Source organism: Paraburkholderia sp. EB58 (assembly GCF_050436665.1).
Classification (GTDB): domain Bacteria; phylum Pseudomonadota; class Gammaproteobacteria; order Burkholderiales; family Burkholderiaceae; genus Paraburkholderia.
The window spans coordinates 131,679-155,716 of record NZ_JBNDMQ010000008.1 but is presented as its reverse complement, the minus strand read 5'-3'; the positions used below and the strand labels follow the sequence as shown (position 1 = coordinate 155,716).

Sequence of the window (24,038 nt, the reverse complement as noted above, 5' to 3'; positions counted from 1 at the left end):
CTCGGCGAGGAAAACGACGCCACGCAGACGGCGAGCCCAGCGGGAAAGGGACCGCTTCGGATGCATCGTCTTGTGTGGTTGCGCGCCTCTTTTGAATCAAAGGCACGTCCTTAGTCGAGAGTATCTCGGCCGACTCAATCGCTCAGATGGCGCTTAGCAGACCAGCTTTTGTATGCAGCAGTGTCCATCTCATCAAGCTGGGGTAACTGACCCAATTGGATGCGCTGGAAAAAATCCAAGCAGTGATTCCACGGCGATTCTTCTGGAGTGGTTTCGACCCAGCACGGATAGCCGAATCGCTTCCAGTCCAACGCTCGATTTTCGTTGCAGTGCCTGAGCAGCTCTCCAGCGACGAACTCTCCCCACTCGTGCGCTTGCTCGGCCGTCTCTGCCTCAATGTAAACGCCCGTCGACGACTCATATTCTTCGATTTCCCCTTGTCCGAACAACCGAAATGGCTCGGGTTCGTGATATTGGAAAATGACGAGGAACTCGAGAGACATGATTTGTGGCGAACAAAAGGGCCTATGACCGGCCTTCAGCGACGTCCCGAACCACCTGCCGAGACGTCGGAGCGGAGCAGGCAATAAGTGAAGACCATCGATTGTGAAATGGAGCGGTCCCGCTATATGTGGCAGAAATTTTCTCGGACGGTTGGCACACCTCGGACGCGTACTCCGTCATAGCATGCTCGTGTTGCCACTCCATGCCGCCTTCCGTAGGCCGGCAATACTAAGTTCTTCGGCAGCAACAGCAGACCCGTCGCACCTCCCTTGATGAAATACAAGGACGCGGTCCGCAATCTCGAGCAACTCTTCTTCTTCACTGGAAACAACCACCACACATCGCCCCTCTGCTGCCATGCGTCGGATAATTGCGTAGATGTCGGCTTTGGCCCCGATGTCGACGCCCTTCGTCGGCTCATCAAGCAGAACAAGTTTGGCATTCTGGCCGATTACTCGCGCTAGCAGAACCTTTTGCTGATTGCCCCCGGAAAGCGATTTTATTGGTCCGTTAAGGTCACCCCGGGTGTTCATTTCCACGAGTATCTGGCTGGAGCTCTGCGCCGCCTTCTTGTGGTCCACAAGCGCGCGCCTCCGAAAGCGACGCAGGATGGGCAAGGAGGCATTTGTGAAACTTGACATCAGGGGTACGATGCCGTCCTTTTTGCGCTCTTCGGTCAGGTAACCCACACCTTGACTGATTGCGTTTGCCGGACTGCTCGCCCGATAAGACTGTCCTGCCAGGCGGACCTCTCCGCCGAGCACTTTTTCCAAGCCGTATAAGGTACGACAGAACCGGGTGCGACCTGCTCCTGCAAGTCCGTATATGCCGACGACTTCTCCCGGCCATGCCTGCAAGGACACGTCACGCAGGCGTTCCGTGCTAAGGCTTCGCACATCGAGACAGGGCATTGATGCCACGTCCGGCTGTTTGCGGATAGCACGCTCGCTTTCATTGAGCGTCGAACCTGCGTCCCCGACGATGGCGTCGATAATGTCCTGTTTCGCGATATTGCTCTTGGCGTGGTAAATCACGTTGCCGCCGCACATGACGGTCGCTTCGTCACACACGCCGAGCACCTCGTCCAGCTTGTGCGACACCAACACAACCCCGATGTTTTTCTCTTTGGCAATTTGCTGCACCGACTGCAGCAGCGCTTCAGCCTGCGCTCCCTCGAGTGCAGTGGTCGGTTCGTCCAGAAACAGATACCGGGCATCTCTGTCCAGATTCGCCACTACCTCGAGCATCTGCTTTTCAGGATGAGAGAGGTCCTTCACCAGGCTGGAAGGCTGCACCTTCAACTTATAGTCTTGGAGAACCTGACAGGTATGCTCTTTCATAGCGACATCGTCGAGCATTCCATTCTTCCTTAGCTCGCGCCCGAGAAAGAGATTTTGCCAAACCGTCATCCCGGGAATGAGCCGAAGTTCCTGATAAACACACGCGATTCCCTGCCGCAAGGCATCTCGCGGTGAAGTGAGGGAGATGGATTCGTCACCAACGAAGAGCTCACCGGAATCCTGCTTGTTGACCCCGGCAAGAATCTTGAGCAATGTCGACTTACCGGCACCGTTGTGACCAAACAGGCCGTGGATTTTCCCAGGCACCACATCGAAGTCGACACCATGTAGCACAGGCACGCCCGCGAAGGACACCTTGATGTCGCGCGCCCGATAGCGTAGGTTGCTGTTACTCATCGCTCATTTCCCTTTCGCGTCGCCTATTTGGGGAGTTGCGTGGCTCGTCACCGTGACGCATGACCCTGCGCACTCAGTAAGCCTGGCTGACCACCTGTTCGGCATTCGCCTTATCCACGAGCAACGGAGGGCTGTTAACCATGACCGACGGCACCTTGCCCACGAACTGTTGGCTGACGCTGTCTACCAGCAACGCTGCGAGTCTCACTGGCTCCTGAATCGCGCCAGCCCGCAGTACGTCACCGGATTGAATCTGCTTTACCCCTTCCTTATCCACGAAAGCGTAGAGCTTCACCTTTTCCTTCAAGCCCAACTGGTTGATTGCGGCGAGCGCACCCAACGCCGAAGGTTCAGTATCGGAATAAACGACAGTCATATTTGGGTTTCCCTGAAGCATTTCGGTGGTCACTTTCAGGGATGTTGTTTCTTCCACCTTTCCATTAACAAGAGCGACAACCTTAAGGTTTGGATTGGACGCAATGGCCTGCTTGAACCCATCATCACGTGCGTTGGCTGCTATAGACGTCGGCTCACCAACAATGCCTATGACAGCATTTGCTTTCTCGCCCAAGTCCTTCACCAGTTGCTGACCGATAAAGACGCCGCCCGCTTTTTGGTCGGTTTGCACACCTTGCACGATGTGAGCGCCTTGCTGCTTCATGCCGTCGGTGTCCGGCAGGATATTGATGGCGAAAACAGGGATATTCGCATGGTTCAATTCAGAAATGACCGACACGCATGGACCCGAACTGACGCAATTAACAGCGACCGCATCTACTTTCTTCTGTATGAAGCTCTGCACTTCTGAAAGCTCGCGAGCGTCATCGTTGTCAGCGATTGATACCTCTACGTGCATGCCCTTGGCTGCACCGCTCTCCTCAAAGCTCTTTTTCATTGCAACGTAATACGGGTTGGTAAGATTCGGAAGAACAACACCAAGGGTTTTTGTTCCGCTCGACGCATGGTCGCCTGAATCCCGATTGCAACCAGAAAGACCCAACGCAAGGACGGAGCTGATGAGGCCAATTGCCACTACGTGATTGTTTCGCATGTGATTTACCTCGTTAAGATGTGCTCTTGAGTGAGTCTTTGTGCTGGGCAAACTTCCGGTCTTTCAGAGACTTGAGCCAAGGAAAGCGGAGCCGCTTGGACGACCGTAACGTATCCAATGTCACGCCAATCAGAATAATCAGACCGATGACCAATGGTTGCCAGTACGCACTCACGTTCAGAACGTTCATCAGGTTCGAGATTGCGGCTATGAGCATTGCTCCAATCATCGCGCCCACGATGCTGCCGCTTCCGCCGAAGAGACTTACCCCGCCGACAACTGCCCCAGCAATTGAGAAGAACAATTCATCGCCTCGACCTGCGGTCGGATATCCCGTCATTAGGCGCGAGCCATAGATGAGACCACCGCACGCGGCACAGAGGCCGGAAACCGAATAGACAAACAAAGTGACGCGCGGCACGCTGATTCCCGATAACCGAGCCGCATCAGCGTTACCGCCGACGGCATAAATATGCGTTCCCGTAACCGTCCTCTTCAGTAGCAATGCCGCGAGAACAATTGCCACAAGCAATGCAAGCACCGGAAACGGAACCCCAAACGGGCGCGATTGGCCAATCAGGCTGTAGCCAATCTGTGTCACCCGGATGGACTCAGCGCCGGTAATGATTTGTGGGATAGATGCCGCGACGCCCATCGTTGCAAACGTCACGATGAAAGGGGGTACGCCAGTGCGTTCGATAATCCAACCGTTGACCATTCCCGCGAAGGCACCAATCACCAAAACGAGGGGCACCGCCAATTGCCATGGCAGGCCGAGACTTTGCATGAGCAACGCAGCCACGACACACGTCATCGCAACGATGGACCCGCAGGAGAGGTCAATCCCGCCAGTTAGAAGGACAAATGACTGGCCAAGACAAAGAAAGCCGATGACAGCGCCATTCAGCAACAGCACCATCATGTTCGAAAGAGTGAGGAAATTCGGCGTTGCGATGAAGCCGCCCAACATGACTACAAGAAATACGATTGCAATTCCTGCTTCGCTCGGCAACCGAAACTGACGCTTTCTCGTCCCGAGTGATTCAAGACTATTCATGTTTGTCTCCTAATTTGGCAAAGCTTCGACAGCCGATGCGCCAACGCTTTGCCAGAAAGTTATGGCGCCACTTTCTCACTCCCGCCGCTGCTGCCATTGTTCAATCAAGCCCTCGCGGGAGGCCGGCCTGTCGGGCCCCGGGACGATGGTCCTCAACCGCCGCAAGCGTCGGGTTCGTCCGACCGCGCTATCGACTGTCTCCTGCATAAGGAAAAAGGAGAGCCGTCCGCCTCAAACAGACACGGCGCATTGTCTCCATTTTTCTCGTCGTCTTGACTCGAACATCGGGACGACGTCGCGAGCGGTTGAGCCTTCCCCACCAAAGACCATATCGGACCAACAAAATGTTCTACATCAATCACATCCTAACCGAATAAAGTTATAGTTTCAACTTAATGGTAGAGATGTGAACATTTTATATGGGTCGGCACCGAGTGGCCACTTCTCACCTATGGGCACGTCGTGGCGGGCTGGTCGATGTAGCCTTGGATAGCCCTGAATGCGGCGACACTGATTGCGGCACTGACCACAGATGCGCTGCAGACTTCGCATTTGAGGCACAGTTTGGTGGCGACCCCGGACAACATAGCCACCCGCCCTTCGCGACATGCGTCCGCATCCTGCCCCGTCCCCAAGCAGCACTGCTCCGGCGGTGCAATGCCCCAGGGCGACCGAGTCGCATACGGAGAGAGGTGTTCGAAGTTGAACTATTCGTCTGGTGGCCGCGTCTGTTATCTTTGTAATTGAGTTAAAATGTTCGATGTTGAACACCACGCGCTCGAGACGACGGCGGCTTGTCACTCTCCACAAAACACGACATTCCTATGGCTAGCAAAGAGCAACGCACCGACCATATCCTCGACATGGTTGATTCCCGACATTTCATGAGCATTGGCGATTTGGCCAAGGCGCTAGACGTTTCTGAAATGACGATTCGACGCGACGTGCGTGACCTGGCTGACGCAGGCAAAGTGCGCACGGTCTATGGCGGTGTAGCGTCGCTGGACAACGGCAGCACAATTGCGACTTACAACGCACAGACTGAACGCTCTCAGCACGCCGAAGAAAAACGCCGCATTGCACTGGCAGCGAGCCAGCTGCTGAGTCCTGGCGACGTGGTTATTCTTGATTCCGGGACCACAGTCCAACAACTCGCCGAGTGCCTTCCAGCCGAGGGCGCGTACACATTCATTTGCTACAGCTTGAACACCATAAATGTTCTCGCGAAACGAGACGACACAACGGTGATTTCGCTTGGCGGTGTCCTTTCCTCGAAGTCGTATACTTTCTCCGGGCCTGATGCAGTCCAGGCGATGCAGAGGTATCGCGCGAATAAAGCGTTCATCGGTGCCACCGGATACGAACTTAAGCACGGACTGACCTGCAGCTACGTCGAAGACTGCTCATGGAAGCAGGCAGCAATGCAATCCAGTGTCCAAAGAATCCTGCTGGTCGACTCATCAAAATTCGGCAAGGTATCTACCTGTAGTTTTGCCGGCGTAGAAAATTTCAACATCGTGATAACCGACGCCGGCATACCCGAGCAATACCGGTACGACCTCGAAGCAAAGGGTCTTAAGGTGCTCGTCGCCGACTGATGGTCGATGCGTTTACACCGCGCCGCTTATACCTCACGAGCCAAGAGCAAACCTGACCGGCGAAGCGCTCACCTCAAGTACCAACGATGCTTGGGATATCAGCTCTCTTCCTCAAACCAGCAAGTACCTTCACGCGCAAGCACGGCGCTTGCGGCCGCAGGTCCCATGTACCTGCGGCGTAGGGTTTCGGTACCGCATCTGAGCGGGACCATTCGTCAAGAATCAGCGCGACCCATCTCGAGACCGCTTCCTGTTCGTCACGCCGGACAAAACGCGCGAGTCGACCCGCACCCACGGCAGATTGCATCGTACTTTGTAGCGGTTGATTGGCTGGTTCGTGGAGCTGTCGTGCGACGGCTCTGGGTCGGGAGGGGCGAACCTGCTTCTCAATCGCGATGGCGAGCTTCTTACTCTGACGAAGCGATGCTGGATGGTACCGCGCAGACCAAGGAACGCCGGAGCTCGATAAGCTCGCCGAGTCCGAAAGCGGGTGCCTCTTTCGAAATGCACATGCTTCCAGCGACGAACATATCGACCGTGGCCGGAGCGAACTTGCTGATGGTCTCCTTCGAGACGCGCCCATCAATCTCGATTGCCGTATCGAGCGCTTGCTGGCGAATCATTTCTCGCAAGGCGAAAATCTTTCGCTCCGCGTACGGAACCTGTGTCTCGCCATGAAGTCCGGCGTAGCCGGGGTTGGTGAGCATGAGCAGCACGGTATCGCATCTCTCCAGTACATACTCCAGGGTACTGAGGGGCGTAGAAGGCTTTAACGCTACACCTGCCCGCACCCCTGCAGCTCTGATACGGTTGAGCATCCGGTCGATATGTGGCTCCGACTCAATCTGAAACGTGAGTTGCTGCACGCCGATATCAAGCAGTGCGTCAATGAAGTAGTCATGTCGTGCTGCCATAACGTGTACGTCGAAAGCAAGGTCCGTCTTACGCCGCAGATGCGCAATGGTCTCAATTCCCAAAGGCATGCTCGGGCTGAAATGTCCGTCGATGACGTCGAGGTGTACGGCGTCCAGTCCGGACTCGGCGATGACCTGTGCCTGACGCTCAAGATTGCTTAGGTCGAAGGTGATAATAGATGGCACAATCAGACAGGATTTTTGCCAGGCAATGTCCACGTTCAATTTGCCTCGAAGTCTTCGTTCGCTATGGTGTCAGTGAAAGCGGCGAACAAATCCTTGTACTGCGCCGCGACGTCTGCACGTGGCTGAGCCGCGCGCGTCTCATCAAGCTCGACGTAACGCTCGCAAACGTCGTATAACGTCACAGAAGCGCCTGTCGCCCGTTGATGCACTGTGAGTGCGAGCAAAGCAGCGGCGAATGCTCCTCCCTCGTCGCACTTGACGCGAATGACGTCGATATCGAAGACGTCGGCAAGTATCTGCCGCCATGCGGCGCTGTTCGCGCCTCCTCCCGTCAGCCGGAACTGCTCTGCATGAGCGAAACTTTGCGAGAGTAGTCCGTAGCCCCATTTCAATCCGAAAGCGACGGACTCGGCCCCTGCTCGCATCAGATTTGCGCGCGTCATGTTGTCTGCCGACAGACCTTTCATGACCCCGCGCGCACGGGGGAGTGCCGGAATACGCTCCCCGCTGAAATACGGGAACATCCGGACGCCGCCAGCACCAGGGCTTGCCGAGGAAATGAGATTTTCAACCTCGCCAATTTCAACTTCGAAGAGCTGCTGCAGCAACGTAGTCGTCGACGTTGCATTCATGGTCGCGATGGTCGGCAACCACCCGCCATCGAGACCACAGAACACGTAGATACTGGGGTCGACGGACTCCGCCAGTTTATCAGCGTGGATGTTCAGAACGCCCGAGGTTCCGAGGCCGAGCGTGGCTCGGCCGGCCGCCACATTTCCAGTTCCCAGGGCACCCATCACGTTGTCGCCCGAACCGCAGGCCACCAGCGTGCCCGGTAAAAAGCCGAACTCTGCAGCGACCTCGGGGCGTACGGTGCCGATTGGCTCGAGAGGCGTAGCGATTCGAGGCAGCGAGCGTTCAAGGCGCCCCGTCGGGTCAATCAGGTCCGCCATCTGCCGTGACCATGTACGGGAAAGGACGTCGAAGTAACCTGTTCCAGATGCCTCGCCAGCATCCGTCGCGTATTCGCCTGTCAGCCAGTAGTTCACGTAGTCATGCGGCAGCAGCACATGCCGCACCCGTTCGTAGGTTTCTGGCTCGTGCTGCCTGACCCATGCGACCTTCGATGCCGTGAAGCCCACTGGAATTGTTGTGCCAATTAGACTACGAATCCGCTTTTCCCCTCCCGCCGCGTTGAAGAGCGTCTCGTTAACTGCTGTCGTCTCTGTATCGTTCCACAGCTTCACGTTTCGTACTACCGTGCCGCTGTCATCCAGCATCACTAACCCGTGCTGTTGTCCCGATACGGCTATCGCCGAAACATCCGCCGGACTGCGCGTGGTCTGCGCAAATAGCCCTTTCAACGCTTGCCGCAGGGCATCAATCCACCATTCGGTCTTCTGTTCGCGACGGCCGTTGGCTTCGGAGATGATTGGATGGCTGGCATGACCACGGGCCACAAGCGAGCCGGTTTCCGGGTCTAGCAAAACCACCTTGGTGCCTTGTGTACCGCAGTCGATGCCAAGATACATTGTGTTCCTCTGTTTACCAGTCTGGTTGGGTTACTGACAGTCGATAACAACCTTGATAACGTCCGGCTGCGCGGACGCCGCAAGCTCGAACGCCTTGATGCTGTCTTCGAACGCGAAGCGACGCGAAATCAGCGGTTTGACGTCGATTTGCCCGGACGCAATCAAGGCAATCGAACGCTCGTAATCGTTCGCGTAGCGGAAAATCGAGACGGTTTCAATTTCCTTAACCTGCATCGCGACGATGTCCATCGGCACCAGGTCTTGCGGCATGCCGACGAACACAATCTTTCCAGCCGGCCGCAGGCAGTGCGGTGCAGCACCAATCGCCGCAGGGCTGCCGCTGCAGTCGACGAACAGGTCCGCGCCATTCCGGAAGTGCTGCAGGACAAACTGCTTGAGGTTACCCTTTGTCACGTTGAAGGTAATGAGACGGTCACCGTAGTGCTTCGCAAGGAAGTCGAGTTTCTCCTGCTTCACGTCGGAAATGATGACACGGCTGCAACCGGACGCCAGCAAGGCGAGCGCCATACACGCGCCAATGGTACCGGCTCCGGAAACTACCGCAGTATCACCTGGAGAAATCCCCACCTTGCGGGCGACGTGCACACCAGAAGTAAGCGGCTCGGCCAGAACCGCTTCCTCCAGGCTGACGTTGTCGGGCAGCTTGAATGTGAGGCTTGCAGGGTGAACGACCGACTCGCGCAGCACGCCGTGAATCGGCGGAGTTGCCCAGAACTTGATGCTCGGGTCGAGGTGGTACATGCCTTGCATGGCTTCTTGTGAGTTCGGGTCGAAGATGCCAGGCTCCATTGCTACCCGGTCGCCAACATTCAGGTGTTTAACCGCGCCGCCAACTTCGGCGATGACGCCGCTCGCTTCATGCCCGAGGACCATCGGCTCGTTGACCACGAAGTCGCCGATGCGACCATGCTTGTAGTAATGAACGTCGCTCCCACACACGCCAACGTTGGCAATCTTGATGCGAACGTCGTTGGGACCAAGCTCCTCTTCGATTGCAATATCGCGAATCTGGAGCGTATCTTTTTCTTCAAGGACCAAGGCTTTCATGTCAATCCCTTTCAGTTGATGAATATACCTGGTTGACGCGAATCCGTTACTAGATGTCGCCAAGCTTCTTGTGAAGCGCGATGCAGCTGTCCACGTTCTGCTTCGTGTACAGCTCCGTCCCTTCGACCTCGTGCAGATTGGTCTGCTTGCCGGTGAGAATGTCGTGCGCCATTGCCATGGACTTCTGGGCTAGCTCGTCCGCGCTTTGCAGCGCAGTCGACGTCATTTTCCCGTCCTTGATTAGCAAGCATGCCTCAGCCGTTCCGTCGGTGCCATATACCAACGGGAAGGGCGTCAATCCCGAACCCTTGAGCGCTTCCACAGCCCCTGCCGCCATGTTGTCGTTCATCGAAATCACAGCATCAATCTTGGGGTTCGCCTGAATCCAGTCTTCCATCAGCTGCATCGCTTCGTCCTTGTTCCAGTTCGCGGTCTGCTCAGCGACGATTTTGACGTCGGGACGCTTGGCAAAGAATTCCTTCTGCCACGCGTCACGACGGCCCGTAGAGTGCGGGTTCCCCGGCGGCCCGAGGAGGACGACAACCTTCGCATTCTTCGGCACCTGCGTCAGCGCGAGTTTTGCGTTGACCTGGCCCAGCAGGTACGGGCTGGAGTCGACGGACGGAATCGAGTTGTCCAGGAACTTCGGGTTGGTCGCGACGAACTTCATGCCATTTTTCATCGCGTTCTTGACCGGGCCCACCTGGACCGCCGGGTCGTACGGCTGGATAATCACCAGGTCGTACTTGTTCGTAACGGCGTTCTCGATGTTCGACTGCATCACTGAATTCTGGCTCTGGCCGTCAAATACCGTCAACGCAATATCCGGATACTTCTTCGCTTCCTTGACCATCGAATTGGCCAGCCATGCAGCGAATGAATCGCTTTGTGCGCGTGCGAGATAAGCGACGCGATACTTTGGGGTCTGCGCGATTGCAGCGCCACTCGTAGCGAACACACCCAGCGCCAACGCGCATACCATCAGTTTTCTCAACTTCATTCTGCTGTCTCCTTAAGGTTACGACGTTACGTGTGCTTCGCGTAATTAGTCGAAGCCAACACTGTCAGGTTTTCTACCCTTTCGAACTGCCCTGCCCAAACCGTCAATTAGCAGCTGCCTTCGCCTGTTCCGGCTTCGCAGTCTTGGCGTTTTTCTTCTTCTTTCCATGTTTTGTAGATATGTCGTACGCGACAGCGAGCACGATGATGCCGCCCTTGATGATTTGCTGCAGGTACGACTGAACACCGAGAAGGTTCATGATGTTGCCGAGGAAGCCCATGATGAATGCGCCTGCCAGCGTTCCAATCGCCGTCCCGATACCGCCTGAAAAGCTGGTGCCGCCGATGATTGCAGCCGTCATCGCATCGAATTCAAAGCCGATGCCCGCATTGGGTAGCCCCGCATTGACCCGCGACATGTAGAGCACACCGGCAAGCCCGACGAGTGCCCCGTTCAACAGGAAGGCCATCATTTTGATGCGGGTGATTCGGATGCCCGACGCTAGAGCGGCTTCCTGGTTTCCCCCGATGGCGTAGATGTAGCGACCGAGCCGCGTATGGTTCAATACATACCAGGTCAGCAACGCAATCAGTACGAGGAAGATGACCGGCGACGGAACACCTAAGACCGACCCCTGGCCCCAGCGGACGTAGTTGTCCAGTTCATAAATATTCTGACCACTCGTCAACATCAGCGCCGCACCTCGCGCCGCTGTCTGCATCGCCAGCGTCGCAATGAAGGCCGGCGTTTTGAAGCGCGTGACAATCCAGCCGTTCACCAGCCCGCACGCTGAGCCAATCGCGATTCCGACCAGCATCGACGGCACGAACGAACCCGTGGCCTTAAAGAACATCACCGATAGCAACCCGGAAAGCGCGAGCACGGAGCCTGCCGAGAGGTCGATAAGGCCGCAGATGATTAACAGCGTCTGCCCGAAGGCCAGAATCGTCGTAATCGAAATCTGCCGAGAAATATTCAGGAAATTGGTTGTGGAAAGGAATACGGGGCTGATAATCGAGCTCACCACAATCATCGCGACCAGAATCAGGTAGATGCTGTACCTGCCGTTCGCCAGCAGCGTCCAGCGACCAGACATATTACGCGTAGTTGTACTCAATTTTCGTCTCCAGCAATTGTCGCGAGGCGCATGACTCCTTCCTGACTAAATTCAGGTTCTTTCAGCTCTCCACTGATTCGTCCGTTGGCCATCACATAAATGCGGTCGCAGATTGCAATCAATTCCGACAGTTCGGACGAGATGACAATGACCGCCCTTCCTTCCTGGGCCAATTCAAAGATAATCTTGTAGATTTCGAATTTCGCGCCGACGTCGATGCCGCGCGTCGGTTCGTCGAGAATGAGGATATCCGGCTCGCAAATTATCCACTTCGCGAGCATCACCTTTTGCTGGTTCCCGCCGCTGAGCAGCCCGATTTGCGTATTGAAACTCGGTGCCTTGACCTTCATCCGCTCGCTGGCTCCATCAATTAACCGCTTCTCGGTTTTCGCGTCCCGATAGCCTCGCTTGAAAAACTTCTCAAGCGAGACGAGGCCGGTGTTCTCGGTGATGCTCCGCATCGGCACAATGCCGTAGCGCTTCCGGTCTTCGGATAGCATCGCGATTTTGAGTCGAATCGCATCCTGAACCGACCGGATGCGAACCTGCTCCCCGTTCACATGAATTTCTCCCGTCGTGTACGGGTCAAGGCCGAATATCGTACGAACCACTTCAGTGCGTCCCGCGCCCATCAAGCCGGCGAGGCCGATGATTTCACCCTTGCGGACATTGAAGCTGACGTTCGAGAACCGTTCGTCGTCACCAAGCCCCTTGACTTCGAGCGCCGTGGCGCCCACCGTGCGCTCCGGCTTTTGTGGATAGACGTTATCGAGCTTCCGGCCGACCATCATCTGAATGATTGTTTCGATGTCAATCTCGCTGGCGCGTCGCGTTGCGACGTGACTGCCATCCCGGATGACGGAGATTTCGTCGGCAATACGATAGAGTTCCTCGAAGCGATGGGAGATATAAACAATCCCCGCGCCCTTTGCTCTCAGTTCATCGATTTTCTTGAAGAGGACATCGACCTCTTTCGACGTGATTGCGGACGTCGGCTCATCGAAAATGATGATGTTCGCCTCGCGCGAAACCGCCTTCATAATCTCGAGCATCTGGAGGTCAGACACGCTCAGGTCCTTGAGCTTCGTGTCGGGACGGTAGTGCAGCCCCTCTCGCTCGAGCAGCGCCTTCGCATCCGCATAGATTTTTTTCCAATCAATCGAACCGAAACGCGTTCTTGGCTCGTCGCCAAGAAACAGCGATTGCGCGACGGTGATTTCGGGGATGTAGTTGAGCTCCTGCGTGACCATCGAAATTTTCAGTCGCCGCGCGGTCGACGGGCTGTCAACCACGACCTTCTCGCCATTGACGAATATCTCCCCACCGTCCGGCTGGTAAATGCCGCTGACGATTTTCATCAGGGTCGACTTGCCGGCTCCGTTTTCGCCGCAAATCACGTGTACCGAACCCCTCCGAACCGCGAAGCTCATGTCTTTCAGCGCGATTACGCCCGGAAATCGCTTCTCGATTCCGCGCAACTCCAGAATTGGTATGTCTCCCATCTTCATCGCCTTATATCTGCGTACAAGGAAAGGTTGAAAAGCCCACTCGGCAAGGAGCATTTGGGCAGAAAGTCGGGCCAGGCGCAGCTGGCATCGCGACTTTGCTCAACCATGAACACACTCTACACTCAGAAAGTTTGATATGCAACATTTATGGTCTATCTTTACCATTTCACGTGAATGTTCCTTTGGGCGTCCACGACTGGGCGAGTGATGTCGCTTTGCGAACGAAACGTCGGACAGAACGGGAGTTTTCGTGCGCATTGATTCGAAAATTTCGCGTCCACCACACTAGGGTATGTCCTAAATGAAATGGTGTAACTTCACCATAAGCTCAGGATGGTGTTATAGTTAGCTCAACAGTTTGACGTTTTCCCGTCCGACAGGTGAAGCGGCAAAACGAGGGGACCAGATTTCCGGCCGCCGGACACCATCAACTTGACGCGAGCGACCATGACCGATTTGACACAGCTGGAGATACCGAGCCTGATGAGCGACATCCTCGGTCAAATCCAAGCCTCCCTGCAGGGGGTGAGTTCCGCTGAGCTTGCTGCACTCGTTGCAGAAATTGAGCGTGCACCGAGGGTGTTCTGCCTGGGCGCCGGCAGGTCAGGAATCCTTCTCCAGGCGTTCTGCATGAGGTTGAATCACTTGGGATTCGAAGCGTACATGGCGGGCGGCTTACCCTGCCCCCCTGTCGGGGCTGACGACCTAATCATCGTGGCTTCCGGCTCAGGAGAAACGCGCAGCGTTTCCGCAGTGCTTGAACAGGGACGCTCCGCGGGAGCTAGAGTCGCGCTTTTCACTGCGCGGCGCTCAGGTGTCCGCTCCATGGCGGCAGACGTAGTTGTGATAGTTCCGGCGCCTACCGGCTTGGTGAATAACGGACATCCGCAGAACCTTCAACCGATGCGAACTCTGTTTGAACAGGCCTTCTTCCTTCTATGTGAGGCAATCATATGTTGGCTGAAAATGAAGAAGGGCATAGGTGAGGAAGAAATGGCTCAGCGGCACGCAAATCTTGAGTGATGCAACGTGCTGAGCGGGCCCGAATCAAGGTTCACGATGGGCTCGCCGATGCTTTCTGTCGAGTTCGCAATGCGGCGAACGTTGACGCGGCGACCCAGCAATTGCGACGCTCAGGTGGTCAGAAATTGATGTTGTTCCTTTGCAATACGAATCCGTAGCTGGACAAGGGTTTCTGGACCGAATACGTCTCATCCACGTCTCCACGATGTGGATTTGCCCCCTGACGGCGGGCTTTTTCTTCTCCAGGCAATGAGCCCTCACGGGCTACTTACCTCGCACCCAGCACACGGTGGACAACGAAAACCATCCCGTGGCAGACCCGACTCGCTGAAGTCGGCGGGCATCAGTAGCAAAACTGGCCGGCCGGGCGGCGCCTCCGATTTCCAGAAGAGCCGCTCATCCGCGAACGCTGTGCCGGTCACGGCACACTCGTTCAATCAGTCGCCGGCCGAGGTAAGGCGCGCCGGGCAACGAGCTTGAGCAGACCATTCGCAATGGCCGCGATAGATTCAGGTGAAAGAAAGCCACGTGCGCAGACCGACCCCATGCACACACTCGACACCTCTCCCGCACCGACATACCCTTAAGTCTTGTTCCCACATGCCGTAATACGAGTTGCCGTTCTGTTCGGCGTGAGCACACGCAGAACCGTCGCGTGATGGAAAGCACGGGCTTGTGTCAGAACTCAAAATCGCCGGCGTGTACGCACCCGGCGCCCCAGTTCAGCTCACCGGCCGTTTGGATAGTATCGACTTTTCGTCGGTTAGTGGCGCGTGGAATCTCGACCTGACGGTGTCGTCCTCGAACGGTCGTAGCCTGAGCGTTGCGGAAAAGTATTCGTACACATCCAGCTACTTCGGTGAGACTGCGTGCAACCAGACTGCCCAGGCGTTGATGCCGGCCGTACAGGACCTGATTGCAAAGGTAGTACATGCACCCGATTTCCCATCGTTGCTGAAGTGACATAGTCCGCGCGTGCGTTGCTCATCGCAGTGCACGCTGAATGCCCGGCTGTATCGCCCGGCACCTTGGGTAGCCAGATTAAATGAAGGCCCGTGTGCCTCACGCATAGAAGCAAAAAAGCCCCTCAGACTTCAGTCGCGAGGGGCTTCCTTTCCAGCCGTCCGGCTTAGAGAGCGGCGTCCTTCAGTTTCTTCAGCGGGCGTACTTTCAGACGCACCGAAGCAGGCTTCGCGGCAAACCACTTGTCTTCACCCGTGAACGGGTCCTTGCCGAAGCGCTTCTTCTTTGCCGGCACGTCCTGAGCAACAACCTTCAGCAGACCTGGCAGCGTGAACTCCTTCGCGCCTTTCTTGTGGACCGACGCGAGCACCGTTTCTTCCAGCGCGGCCATCAAAGCCTTCGCGGCTTTCGGCTCGAGACCTGTGCGCCCGGCAAGGTGGATGGCGAGCGAAGCCTTCGTGAACGAATCCTTGATAGGCTTCAGCGGCGTGGCAGCGACCGCCTTCTTCGTGGCAGGAGTCGCCGCCTTCTTCACTGCCGGCGCCTTCGCCTTTTTCTCGACCGGCGTTACAGCTTTCTTCGGAGCCGGCTTTGCTGCAGCTTTCGTTGCACTCGTGGTTGCCATAGATTCCTCGTTATTGGCCAAAGGTTTGCCCAAGACCTTTGCCTTTGCGTAGTCATCGACAATACGCAAAGGTCCAAATCCTCAGGTTGGCGCTAGCGTAGCAATTCGGATTTAAAACTGCAACGGTCGAGGCCCTGAAACAAGGGGTTTTGCGCCGAGATGACGCAAAAGCGACGACCTGTACCCCTCCGAAGAGGGGCGCGCCCACGCAAACGGCGATGAGAAAGGGTTTGAGGCACGGGCGAGAGGACCAAACCTCTCGCGCGAGTTAAACGTCGGGGGCGCCAAGGCCCTTTGTTGCGAGTCAGTCGAGTAGTGACTCTTGCCCCTCATCTGTGGGCTTCGTCTTCGACGCCCGCGGCGGCAAGGGAAACAGTTCTGCGTACATCTCGTCCGCTGGGTACAGTTGGAGAAATGACCTCGCCTCGTCGGTGCTGCGGCACGACAGCCAGTCCTCATACGCGTCCGGCCGGATAATGACCACAGACCGCTTCTCGTCGCCGGGCTTATGAAAGCGCCGCATGAGCGGGTGTTCGTCCGCGTTCAGCGTGAGCATGGTGAAGGATAGCGAAGCGCCGCCGTCGGGCTCTTCCCACGCACGCCATAACCCAGCTATCGCAGTTGGCTCGTTGCCGGCGAGCCGGATGCGCCAGCGCACAGCCTTCCCTGTTTCGTAATTAGGTTCGAAAAATGTTCGGCATGGGATGAGGCAAAGCTGTAGTCGCTTCCATGCCGCGCTGAAGCTTCGCTTGTCGCCGATTGTCTCGACGCGAGCGTTCATTGTGTCGTAGGGCTTCACGTGCGGCGCGATTCGTTTCCGTGGCACCATGCCGAACGACGCTACGTCGGTCGACCAACCATCTTCACCGCCCCTGAAAATTGGAGCCCCGTAGTCTTTGTATATCTCACCCTTGTAGGCAAAGTTCGGTACGGGGAAAATGCTGAAGGCGTCAAAGCGTTCCGCCGGATTGTTCGACTCGTAGCTTGTGCACATGTGTGTCATCCTCCTCGGAACATGATATTCCAGATTGCCAGCGGTCCCGTCGCCGTACAGGTGAGCATCGGAAGCCTAGATTACAGTGAGGTTTTGCATTCCATTACTCGCCCAGGCGAGGAACAGTAAGGGGTCGGCGGTAAAAGAGTAGTGGCTGCGGTATGCTTTAAGGCGGCACGCCCATTAGTGTCATTCCGAAGGTTAGCGTTCCTTGCGAGGCTGCATCTATTTGGGCGGAAACAACATGTATTGCGCAGGCGGCCTGAAGAGCGGCTAGCGACGGGGGACCGTGTGTCATGAACCAAGCAAGCGATGCAGCATCAACGGCGGGCACCGCTGCGGAACCGGCGCCTGCAGTTACAAACGCAGGCATTTTCGACATCTCTGATGCGGACGGAGTGAATGCCTCCGAACGCGTCTTGATGCGGCTTTGTCGACGGTCATTCCTCAGCCTTTGGTCATTCGCCAATCTGCATACCGACGAGGACATGCGTGACGGCCGTGGCAGCGCGAAGGAATTCGCTGATGTCCTGGTGGTATTCGGCAACGATGTCATTATCTTCTCCGATAAGCATGTCGCATTTCAGGACGACAAGCCTCTCGATGTCGCCTGGAAGCGCTGGTATAGACGTGCGGTGGACGGGTCTGTTCGACAGCTCTATGGTGCAATGAACTGGCTGAAGCGCTATCCACAAAGAATTTTTCTCGACAGCAAGTGTCAACGTCCGCTCCCGGTCTCAATACCCAGCATCGAAAACGCAAGATTCCATCTAATAGCGGTTACCCGTGGTAGCTTCGATGCCTGCAGCCGATATTTCCAGGGAAGTGGCGGTACGCTGCAAATTCGAACGGATGTTCATGGTCAGGGGCACGGCGATAACCCATTCACAGTTGGCTTGGTGGCACCCGGGAAAGCATTCGTTCATGTACTTGACGAGTTCGCGCTCGAGGTCGTACTTCGTGAGATGGATACAGCATCTGATTTCATCTCATACCTCTGCGACCGAGAAAGCTTTCTTACCTCGAATATCAGCGTCGTCGCTGCTGGAGAGGAGCAGCTGGTCGCCTCATATCTGCGAAATGGAAACGAACTCGGGCGGAGCTTTCTACCTCCCTCAGCGAAGGACAAATCGCTGGATATAGCTATCTTCGATGAGTCTCACTTCGACGGGCTCATTCGACTACCTGAGTACATCGCAAAGAAGCGACTCGACCGACCCAGCTACGAATGGGATAGATTAATCGAGCAGTTCATTCAGCTCGGGGACCCGGCGCTTGTCGCGCCGCCGGGATACGCACAGGAAAATCACGAAACGGAAGAAGCCCTTCGTGTCATCGCGAGCGAGTCCCGTTTCCAGAGACGCATCCTCATAGACGTCCTTCGAGGACTACTCCTCAAGGCGCGAGCAGCAGATGGGCGCGCCGCACGTCTTTTCACGACGGAGCAAAACCCCGACCGTGTCTATGTATTTCTGTCGGTGCCCAAGCGAGGCCACGAAACCTACGAGGAGTATCGACGCTACCGCATGGCGGTATTACACGCCTACTGCAGGTGCGCCAAACTGAAGTGCCCTGACGGCAAACTCTTCATCGGCATTGCGTTTGACCATCCGAACAAAGACTATCCCGGTGCATCAGAAGACCTGTTTGTCTACGAGTGCATCGACCTCGATGATGAGACCCGTACGGAGCTAGAGCACTTCCGCGCAGAGCTCGGAATTCTTGCGGATAGCTCAGAATTGAGGCGCATGCGGGCGGCTGAATATCCCTCGTTTGCGACACCGAGTCATGATGACTTACAGGATGCCGGGGCTGGCCACGCTCGGAAGCGTCGAGAACAGACGAAAAGGAATCGCGCCAAGGCGGCTAAAGCGTCCCGAAGCATAAATCGCAAACGAGGCAAGTGAAGCCTACGGCGTGTCGCACGGTGGCGTACCGTCGGCAGTTCAGCCGTAGTCATTTGATGTCGGCGCCACCCGCTGAATTCTTCCCTGCCTGCATCGCGTCCTTCACCCACGGCGGCGAAAGGGCATCCGATATTTCGCCGAAGAAGCTATCGGTTCCGTCGAATTTCGCGTCGGGAAACGCCCAGCCACGGTCAACGGACTTTTCATAGACGAAAACTCCCTCTGGGAGAAGTAGTAGCGAAAAATGGCTGGCAACCCGACAGGACTCTGGTAAGACCGCCTGGAACTGACCACTTGGCTCTAACACGAGGTGCGCGAGTGCGCGCAAATTGCGCCGCAACTTCGTTATCGCATCTGTCACCCTTCCTGGAGTTGATGCGGACGTCACGCCATGGCCGGGCGAGAAATAGGCCTTCCCGTCTATTACCAACGGCGCGTCGATGCCCGATTTTCGAAGTAACTTGCGGTCCGCATCGCCAATCTGGCGCTCGGGAATAAATACGCCTTTTAGTTGGAAGGGCTCTACGACAGAGGGCCAATTTCGCGCCACCACACGAATTAGGTCGTCTCGAACGAAGCGTAAGGGGTCGCCGTGCTTCGGGTCGGTAGAATGAGGTTGTACATCGACGAACAATGCGAAATCTTGGCCAAACATCGCGAACAGTAGAAAATCGCCACGGCCGGAAAAATAGGCCTGTCCACCCTCCTGTTTTTCAGCGATGTGCAGATGGTGAATTCCCCAGTCCGCCCAAAGCAGGTCGGTCCTTTCATTCCGGTTTTTTCCACTGGAATCGGTACGCATCAACCCCTTGCTTTGGAAGGGATTTACGTCGTCGCCGTTCAAGATGGCCCGCTCGATTGTCCGAAGCGCTCGGGCGGTCGACTCGTCAAGCGACTTCGGAAACCGGTCAGAACAGTAGATTTGACGTGGGCGAGGGTCGATTATTCGCAAGCGGTAATCCAGCCACCGCAAGAGCGGCGCGTGTAAGCCCTCCACCGACCGCGTGTGTTTTAGGCCGAATCCAGCGATGAGTTCGGTCGCAATCTGGTCGGCATTCTTAAGAAATTCGCCGCTCAGCTCTTCTAGCGTCTGCACGTTCGTCCCTTCTCGATGTTGTATCGCTTCTAACCGCTAGCAGGTCTTTTCTTAACCGAGAAGCTAGTCCCGATGCCAGTTGGGCACTTCCGCTCCACCGGCATTGACTACATTCCCATCTGGGTCAATTGATGTTTCTGGCGTTTGTTTCGAAGCGTCACCAGCGCGATGCCTTCTCGCTGCGCTTCCGTTGGATGCGCTTTTCACTCTGGTGCCGATGCGTTCCTTGGGCGCATCATTTTTTGCGAACCGAACTCAAGCTGAGACGATGAGCCCCGTGGAGAGCGTTGCTAGCTGCCTCAGCCCTGTTCGCCGCCGTGAGGCGTGGCGCCAACAGTTAGCCGGTCGGCCTGCACTCCAAGATGAGCCCCGACGCCCTCGAGATTTCTGACTTGCCCCACAATGCTCTTATACGGTGCGTAGCCGCTGACGAGGCGAATCGCCTGCGCGACCACGAGGCATGCTGCAAGTGAACTGACGTAAGGGACCGCAACGCTCTTGCCAGCAATTGCAAGCAGACCGCAAGCTTCTTCAGGGCTAGCCGACTCGACTGCCTCCTTGTACGCGGTCGAGGCTTCCACAAATGCATTTGCTCGCTCACTTTCGTCAGCGTCGTCTTGGCCCTCGAAGTGCGCACTGGGCAGAAAGGTCTCGTCAAACGTGTTGATGCGGAAGCGGTCAAAGTCGCCAGCATTAGCTCCGAGGCCTGCGTCGACAATGTACTGAAAACCACAGCCACCAAGAAGCTTGCGCACGCTGATTTTGTCCAACCCTGAAAAGGCGAGACGTGGTTCCTGAGGACCGACGACAGTGCGCTCATCAAGGGCGCGGTCGATACGATTCACCCGGAATTGGCGCTCAAGGCACCACTGTTCCGCGATGAGGGTCTTCAGCGTACCTTCGTCATCGGTGCCGGTCAAAATCGACGTCGCAAAGTTTTCGTCGTCGATGCGGTCAAAGTCTTGAAGCACGAACGAGACTTCCTTTGGATACTGGAAGTTCAAGGATGCAAGCGTCCAAAGATATGCCTGCCCGAGATTCCCAAGCCCGATGAGCCAGATATCTCGCGGGAGCCGCACTGCATTTGGGTTTACGGGTCCTACCTCGGTCGCGCCTGGGCTCCAAAGCGAGATTTGCTGGCCTCGACGCCCCGCGCGAGGGTTGCTAAGGCGTTGCTGGAACACCTCGCCGACGGCGAGCGCGACGGCGGCTACAGCAGCGAGCGAAAACGACCCTTCACAGGGTTCAGCGGCATCGCCGGCAGGAGCCGTAGCCGCAATCCAATGCTTCCAGGTCGCCCTGACGGCCATCGACGCGACATCCGCAGCGGCGCAGTGACCAACCAGAATCGAGTGCGTAGGCGGCGTGTCCGATGAAGTGGCGCCGACGAGCGCCGCGGCTTCATCAAGAGTGTCAGCGTCGAGCGGAAGTGTTGCGCGGTACGGAACGCCGGAGGCGCCAGCGACGGACACGCGGCCGAAGCAACGACATCCGAGCGCGACAGCGGTCAAAAACGCAGTTTGACCGGTCGCAGACTCGGGGTCGGCGACTGACAGATGGACGCGCAGATGTACGTCCTCCAATTGATGTTGCGTCTGGTTGAGGTCGAACTTGCCGGACCCGACGAGCGCCAACTGGATGCGCGACTTTCTCTTCGTGAAACCCATACGTCACCTCGTCAGCTTGAAGAACCGTTTGCCTTCTTGACTATGGTTAATCCAGTTATCACGCCCCTGGAACTCATAGATGCCGAACTCGCCGGGAACAAACTCGCCCTTCGCGAAATTCGGGAGAATCATCGCGATGTGGCCGCTACGTGGGTCCATTGGATTTTCGCGGTCGCTGCTGCTTTGCCCATACCCACCGGGATGCACGTGCACGTCTGCGACTAGGCGCAAACCCAGCTTCCGGCATTCGGTGTGCACCACATGCAGGAGACGGCCGTTAAACTCGACGATGCCGTTGTCGAAGCAATGAGGGTCGATGTCGTCATAGAAGAGGAATTTTCGGATAACGCGAACGTCCTTTTCGATGTTGCCGAGCAGGAATGCCCCGCTCTCCCGCCTTCCATTCGCACGCCGCCTCAGTTCGGCAACACCTTCGCGCCAGACGTGTGCGCCGCACAGGACTTTAGGTGAACTGCCACAAAACCAATCAACCGCCGCCGCGATTAAGGATTTGATAAAGGTCATTGAGTGGATAAGTTAGGTTGCGAGTCGGGTTCCACGCGAGCTTGGAATATGTCGTGTTCCAGTTGTTGTGCGCGCCAGAGCAACGTTCCCACGGACGATAGACCGTATGGTCGCCCCAATCCTTGAACGCCTCGCGCTGCACCTGGTTGTGGTTTGGGCGTAACGGGGTCTCAAGCGGTTGTGCCTTTTCGAGGTCCCAAATCAACGCTTTTGGCCCCACTGCGGGATAACCGTTGAGCTCGAAGCGAAAGAAATATTCCTTGCCCGGTCCGCTGGACGCTTGCTGCGTGACCGCAAAAATGTAGAACGGAAACCTCGCTTCCACGAGACGCCAAAAGCCTCTGGCGACACCAACCTTGAACTCGGTAGAGTCAAGGTCAGTGTCGATGGCGACCATTACCGGGGAGCGGCCATCATCAGCCATTCGGAATCACCCCGCGGATGAGGGTGAGCTCAAGCTTGTGTTCGTGCCCGTGTACGTAGCGACCAATGTGCGCCGCGTCCGAAAGCTCCGTGAGCGAACCAACGAGAGCGAGTTGCATCTCCGCAGCGAACGTCGGGGCGATGTTGAAGCCCTCCGGGCCGACGGCCCATCTCAGCACCGACATAACCGTTGCCGACGGCGGGTACGCGTGCTCAATCGTGTCGCCGCCATAGTCGACCGTGACCGCGATGCGCTTTTGGCGGTGCACATGGTGCACACGCTTGCGGTGGTGGTGCGGCACCGGCTGGGTCGGGTCGCACGGCTCCTCCATATCCTCCACGAACAAGGCGAGCAGCGCCGCATCCCCGCCTTTGCGGGCTGCGACGATTTCCACGATGCGCAACATCGGCGCATCTTCCTCGATTTGGATGAACTCCACGTCCGCGAAGCCCTCTCCGTCGACCAGAATCTCCATAGCCATTATCGATTCTCCTTGCCGGCACCCTGCCAGCGTTGGAGCAATCTTCCCACACTTACGACAACCACGCAAACAATTCAATTGTTTGCTACACAAGCATAAATGTTTGCAATATTGACACCCGCGTCGCGCGGCGCTACACTCGCGCATATGGGAACCGCAGATATCTATCCCCTGATTGGGGAAGCCATAAAGAGCCGCCGGAAGCACTTGTCCCTAACTCAGGACAAGCTGGCCGCTGCATTGCAAATCTCCAGGGCATCTCTGGCCAACATAGAGGCCGGTAGGCAGAAGGTCTTGGTTCACCATCTCTATGACATCGCAGACGCACTCCAACTTGACGTCAAAGACTTGCTTGTCGAGATGCCAAAAGTGTCCGCTCCAACGGAGCAAGACGTGCCTTTACCTCCAGGTTTGGATGACCGACAGAAACTTCAGGTGTTGAGAGTCTTTTCCGATTCAGGCAGTCAGGCCGAAGAGTTGGCCGCTATTGACCAGACGAGATAATTGATGAAAAGGCCAAGTCCTGCCGCAAAAGCAAAAGAACTACTTCGGCAATGTGACATAACCAGTGCGCCCGTCCCAGTAGATTCAATTGCGAAATACTTGGGAGTGGAGATTAGGTACGCACGACTCGATGATGAGCTGTCTGGAATGATATTCGTCAAGGATGGTCGACCAATCATTGGTGTCAACGCTCTGCATCATCCCAACAGGCAGCGATTCACAATCGCTCATGAACTGGGTCACTACATGCTTCACAGAGAGCTGATTACCAACTCTGTGCATGTCGACAAGCAATTCAAGGTTTTGATGCGAGACAGTAACGCAGGCACTGGTACGCAGCGGGTTGAGGTGGAGGCGAATCAGTTCGCTGCCGCGCTCCTGATGCCAGAGCCGCTTGTTCTGAAAGCAATCGCTGACCATACCTTTGATATTGATGACGAGAATCCATTGGGCGAGCTCGCGAAGCAGTTCAAGGTAAGCCGTCAGACGATGGAGTATCGAGTAAGAAACCTGGGATAACTGATTTTTTGCTCTATCTCTCACGACGCCTTCCCGACTATTTGGAAGGCGTTTTGCTTTCTGAGCGTGACTGCTTTC

At 56.3% G+C, this 24,038-nt stretch carries 23 protein-coding genes; 6 read left to right on the top strand and 17 right to left on the bottom strand.

The window, feature by feature from the left end; genetic code table 11:
- Positions 1-134: 134 nt before the first annotated feature.
- The 4 genes from P3T40_RS14150 to P3T40_RS14135 form a co-directional block, all read right to left on the bottom strand.
- Positions 135-503: a hypothetical protein gene (locus tag P3T40_RS14150; RefSeq protein WP_429268333.1), complete on the bottom strand. Its 369-nt coding sequence runs from the start codon at positions 501-503 to the stop codon at positions 135-137.
- 177 nt (positions 504-680) lie between these two features.
- Positions 681-2,201 carry a sugar ABC transporter ATP-binding protein gene (locus P3T40_RS14145; protein ID WP_429268332.1) on the bottom strand — a complete coding sequence of 507 codons (1,521 nt, stop codon included), beginning with the start codon at positions 2,199-2,201 and terminating at the stop codon, positions 681-683.
- Positions 2,202-2,274: 73 nt separating this feature from the next.
- On the bottom strand, positions 2,275-3,252 hold the full coding sequence (locus P3T40_RS14140; RefSeq protein ID WP_429268331.1) for a substrate-binding domain-containing protein: 978 nt from the start codon (positions 3,250-3,252) through the stop codon (positions 2,275-2,277).
- A gap of 13 nt (positions 3,253-3,265) precedes the next feature.
- Positions 3,266-4,309 (bottom strand): ABC transporter permease, encoded by a 1,044-nt coding sequence (locus P3T40_RS14135; protein WP_429268330.1) that lies wholly within the window; start codon positions 4,307-4,309, stop codon positions 3,266-3,268.
- An 824-nt stretch (positions 4,310-5,133) separates the two neighbouring features.
- Here P3T40_RS14135 and P3T40_RS14130 point away from each other — a divergent pair.
- On the top strand, positions 5,134-5,907 hold the full coding sequence (locus tag P3T40_RS14130) for a DeoR/GlpR family DNA-binding transcription regulator (RefSeq protein WP_429268329.1): 774 nt from the start codon (positions 5,134-5,136) through the stop codon (positions 5,905-5,907).
- 407 nt (positions 5,908-6,314) lie between these two features.
- Here the strand turns inward: P3T40_RS14130 and P3T40_RS14125 are convergent, their stop codons facing one another.
- The 6 genes from P3T40_RS14125 to P3T40_RS14100 all read right to left on the bottom strand — a co-directional run bounded on the left by P3T40_RS14125 (position 6,315) and on the right by P3T40_RS14100 (position 13,232).
- Entirely contained in the window at positions 6,315-7,040 is a 726-nt protein-coding gene (locus tag P3T40_RS14125; RefSeq protein ID WP_429268328.1) for a ribulose-phosphate 3-epimerase, read from the bottom strand.
- Between the two features lie 2 nt (positions 7,041-7,042).
- Entirely contained in the window at positions 7,043-8,539 is a 1,497-nt protein-coding gene (gene xylB / locus P3T40_RS14120; protein WP_429268327.1) for a xylulokinase, read from the bottom strand.
- Between the two features lie 30 nt (positions 8,540-8,569).
- Positions 8,570-9,607 carry an NAD(P)-dependent alcohol dehydrogenase gene (locus tag P3T40_RS14115; RefSeq protein WP_429268326.1) on the bottom strand — a complete coding sequence of 346 codons (1,038 nt, stop codon included), beginning with the start codon at positions 9,605-9,607 and terminating at the stop codon, positions 8,570-8,572.
- Positions 9,608-9,656: 49 nt separating this feature from the next.
- Positions 9,657-10,607 (bottom strand): sugar ABC transporter substrate-binding protein, encoded by a 951-nt coding sequence (locus P3T40_RS14110; RefSeq protein ID WP_429268325.1) that lies wholly within the window; start codon positions 10,605-10,607, stop codon positions 9,657-9,659.
- A 103-nt stretch (positions 10,608-10,710) separates the two neighbouring features.
- On the bottom strand, positions 10,711-11,724 hold the full coding sequence (locus tag P3T40_RS14105) for an ABC transporter permease (RefSeq protein ID WP_429268324.1): 1,014 nt from the start codon (positions 11,722-11,724) through the stop codon (positions 10,711-10,713).
- Positions 11,721-13,232, bottom strand: a complete 1,512-nt coding sequence (locus P3T40_RS14100; RefSeq protein ID WP_429268323.1) for a sugar ABC transporter ATP-binding protein — start codon at positions 13,230-13,232, stop codon at positions 11,721-11,723. The genes P3T40_RS14105 and P3T40_RS14100 overlap by 4 nt, the downstream gene beginning before the upstream one ends.
- 447 nt (positions 13,233-13,679) lie before the next feature.
- Between P3T40_RS14100 and hxlB the strand changes: the two genes are divergently transcribed.
- Positions 13,680-14,255: a 6-phospho-3-hexuloisomerase gene (gene hxlB, locus P3T40_RS14095; protein ID WP_429268322.1), complete on the top strand. Its 576-nt coding sequence runs from the start codon at positions 13,680-13,682 to the stop codon at positions 14,253-14,255.
- 675 nt (positions 14,256-14,930) lie between these two features.
- Entirely contained in the window at positions 14,931-15,218 is a 288-nt protein-coding gene (locus tag P3T40_RS14090) for a hypothetical protein (RefSeq protein ID WP_429268321.1), read from the top strand.
- A 166-nt stretch (positions 15,219-15,384) separates the two neighbouring features.
- Here the strand turns inward: P3T40_RS14090 and P3T40_RS14085 are convergent, their stop codons facing one another.
- Together P3T40_RS14085 and P3T40_RS14080 are read right to left on the bottom strand one after the other, a co-directional pair.
- Positions 15,385-15,843, bottom strand: coding sequence for an HU family DNA-binding protein (locus P3T40_RS14085; RefSeq protein WP_429268320.1), 459 nt, complete (start codon positions 15,841-15,843; stop codon positions 15,385-15,387).
- A 304-nt stretch (positions 15,844-16,147) separates the two neighbouring features.
- Complete coding sequence (locus P3T40_RS14080; protein WP_429268319.1) at positions 16,148-16,837, bottom strand: SOS response-associated peptidase; 690 nt, start codon at positions 16,835-16,837, stop codon at positions 16,148-16,150.
- 296 nt (positions 16,838-17,133) lie between these two features.
- Between P3T40_RS14080 and P3T40_RS14075 the strand changes: the two genes are divergently transcribed.
- Positions 17,134-18,744 (top strand): hypothetical protein, encoded by a 1,611-nt coding sequence (locus P3T40_RS14075; protein WP_429268318.1) that lies wholly within the window; start codon positions 17,134-17,136, stop codon positions 18,742-18,744.
- A gap of 49 nt (positions 18,745-18,793) precedes the next feature.
- Here P3T40_RS14075 and P3T40_RS14070 read toward each other — a convergent pair whose 3' ends face one another.
- The 5 genes from P3T40_RS14070 to P3T40_RS14050 form a co-directional block, all read right to left on the bottom strand.
- Positions 18,794-19,840, bottom strand: a complete 1,047-nt coding sequence (locus tag P3T40_RS14070) for a hypothetical protein (protein WP_429268317.1) — start codon at positions 19,838-19,840, stop codon at positions 18,794-18,796.
- A gap of 299 nt (positions 19,841-20,139) precedes the next feature.
- On the bottom strand, positions 20,140-20,844 hold the full coding sequence (locus P3T40_RS14065; protein WP_429268316.1) for a hypothetical protein: 705 nt from the start codon (positions 20,842-20,844) through the stop codon (positions 20,140-20,142).
- Positions 20,845-21,510: 666 nt separating this feature from the next.
- Positions 21,511-22,032: a hypothetical protein gene (locus P3T40_RS14060; RefSeq protein ID WP_429268315.1), complete on the bottom strand. Its 522-nt coding sequence runs from the start codon at positions 22,030-22,032 to the stop codon at positions 21,511-21,513.
- Positions 21,995-22,456 (bottom strand): DUF7665 family protein, encoded by a 462-nt coding sequence (locus P3T40_RS14055; protein WP_429268314.1) that lies wholly within the window; start codon positions 22,454-22,456, stop codon positions 21,995-21,997. The genes P3T40_RS14060 and P3T40_RS14055 overlap by 38 nt, the downstream gene beginning before the upstream one ends.
- A complete protein-coding gene (locus tag P3T40_RS14050; protein ID WP_429268313.1) occupies positions 22,449-22,937 on the bottom strand; it encodes a hypothetical protein in 489 nt (162 codons plus the stop codon). The genes P3T40_RS14055 and P3T40_RS14050 overlap by 8 nt, the downstream gene beginning before the upstream one ends.
- 99 nt (positions 22,938-23,036) lie before the next feature.
- On the opposite strand from P3T40_RS14050, the gene P3T40_RS14045 reads away from it, so the two are divergent.
- Together P3T40_RS14045 and P3T40_RS14040 are read left to right on the top strand one after the other, a co-directional pair.
- Positions 23,037-23,441 (top strand): helix-turn-helix domain-containing protein, encoded by a 405-nt coding sequence (locus P3T40_RS14045; protein ID WP_429268312.1) that lies wholly within the window; start codon positions 23,037-23,039, stop codon positions 23,439-23,441.
- Positions 23,442-23,444: 3 nt separating this feature from the next.
- Complete coding sequence (locus P3T40_RS14040) at positions 23,445-23,960, top strand: ImmA/IrrE family metallo-endopeptidase (RefSeq protein ID WP_429268311.1); 516 nt, start codon at positions 23,445-23,447, stop codon at positions 23,958-23,960.
- The last annotated feature ends 78 nt before the right edge of the window (positions 23,961-24,038 follow it).

Bases quoted from the DNA above. Each gene is read 5' to 3' on its own strand.
- P3T40_RS14150 (WP_429268333.1), bottom strand. From the start codon at position 503: ATGTCTCTCGAGTTCCTCGTCATTTTCCAATATCACGAACCCGAGCCA.
- P3T40_RS14145 (WP_429268332.1), bottom strand. From the start codon at position 2,201: ATGAGTAACAGCAACCTACGCTATCGGGCGCGCGACATCAAGGTGTCC.
- P3T40_RS14140 (WP_429268331.1), bottom strand. From the start codon at position 3,252: ATGCGAAACAATCACGTAGTGGCAATTGGCCTCATCAGCTCCGTCCTT.
- P3T40_RS14135 (WP_429268330.1), bottom strand. From the start codon at position 4,309: ATGAATAGTCTTGAATCACTCGGGACGAGAAAGCGTCAGTTTCGGTTG.
- P3T40_RS14130 (WP_429268329.1), top strand. From the start codon at position 5,134: ATGGCTAGCAAAGAGCAACGCACCGACCATATCCTCGACATGGTTGAT.
- xylB (WP_429268327.1), bottom strand. From the start codon at position 8,539: ATGTATCTTGGCATCGACTGCGGTACACAAGGCACCAAGGTGGTTTTG.
- P3T40_RS14115 (WP_429268326.1), bottom strand. From the start codon at position 9,607: ATGAAAGCCTTGGTCCTTGAAGAAAAAGATACGCTCCAGATTCGCGAT.
- P3T40_RS14110 (WP_429268325.1), bottom strand. From the start codon at position 10,607: ATGAAGTTGAGAAAACTGATGGTATGCGCGTTGGCGCTGGGTGTGTTC.
- P3T40_RS14100 (WP_429268323.1), bottom strand. From the start codon at position 13,232: ATGAAGATGGGAGACATACCAATTCTGGAGTTGCGCGGAATCGAGAAG.
- hxlB (WP_429268322.1), top strand. From the start codon at position 13,680: ATGACCGATTTGACACAGCTGGAGATACCGAGCCTGATGAGCGACATC.
- P3T40_RS14085 (WP_429268320.1), bottom strand. From the start codon at position 15,843: ATGGCAACCACGAGTGCAACGAAAGCTGCAGCAAAGCCGGCTCCGAAG.
- P3T40_RS14080 (WP_429268319.1), bottom strand. From the start codon at position 16,837: ATGTGCACAAGCTACGAGTCGAACAATCCGGCGGAACGCTTTGACGCC.
- P3T40_RS14075 (WP_429268318.1), top strand. From the start codon at position 17,134: ATGAACCAAGCAAGCGATGCAGCATCAACGGCGGGCACCGCTGCGGAA.
- P3T40_RS14060 (WP_429268315.1), bottom strand. From the start codon at position 22,032: ATGACCTTTATCAAATCCTTAATCGCGGCGGCGGTTGATTGGTTTTGT.
- P3T40_RS14055 (WP_429268314.1), bottom strand. From the start codon at position 22,456: ATGGCTGATGATGGCCGCTCCCCGGTAATGGTCGCCATCGACACTGAC.
- P3T40_RS14050 (WP_429268313.1), bottom strand. From the start codon at position 22,937: ATGGCTATGGAGATTCTGGTCGACGGAGAGGGCTTCGCGGACGTGGAG.
- P3T40_RS14045 (WP_429268312.1), top strand. From the start codon at position 23,037: ATGTTTGCAATATTGACACCCGCGTCGCGCGGCGCTACACTCGCGCAT.
- P3T40_RS14040 (WP_429268311.1), top strand. From the start codon at position 23,445: ATGAAAAGGCCAAGTCCTGCCGCAAAAGCAAAAGAACTACTTCGGCAA.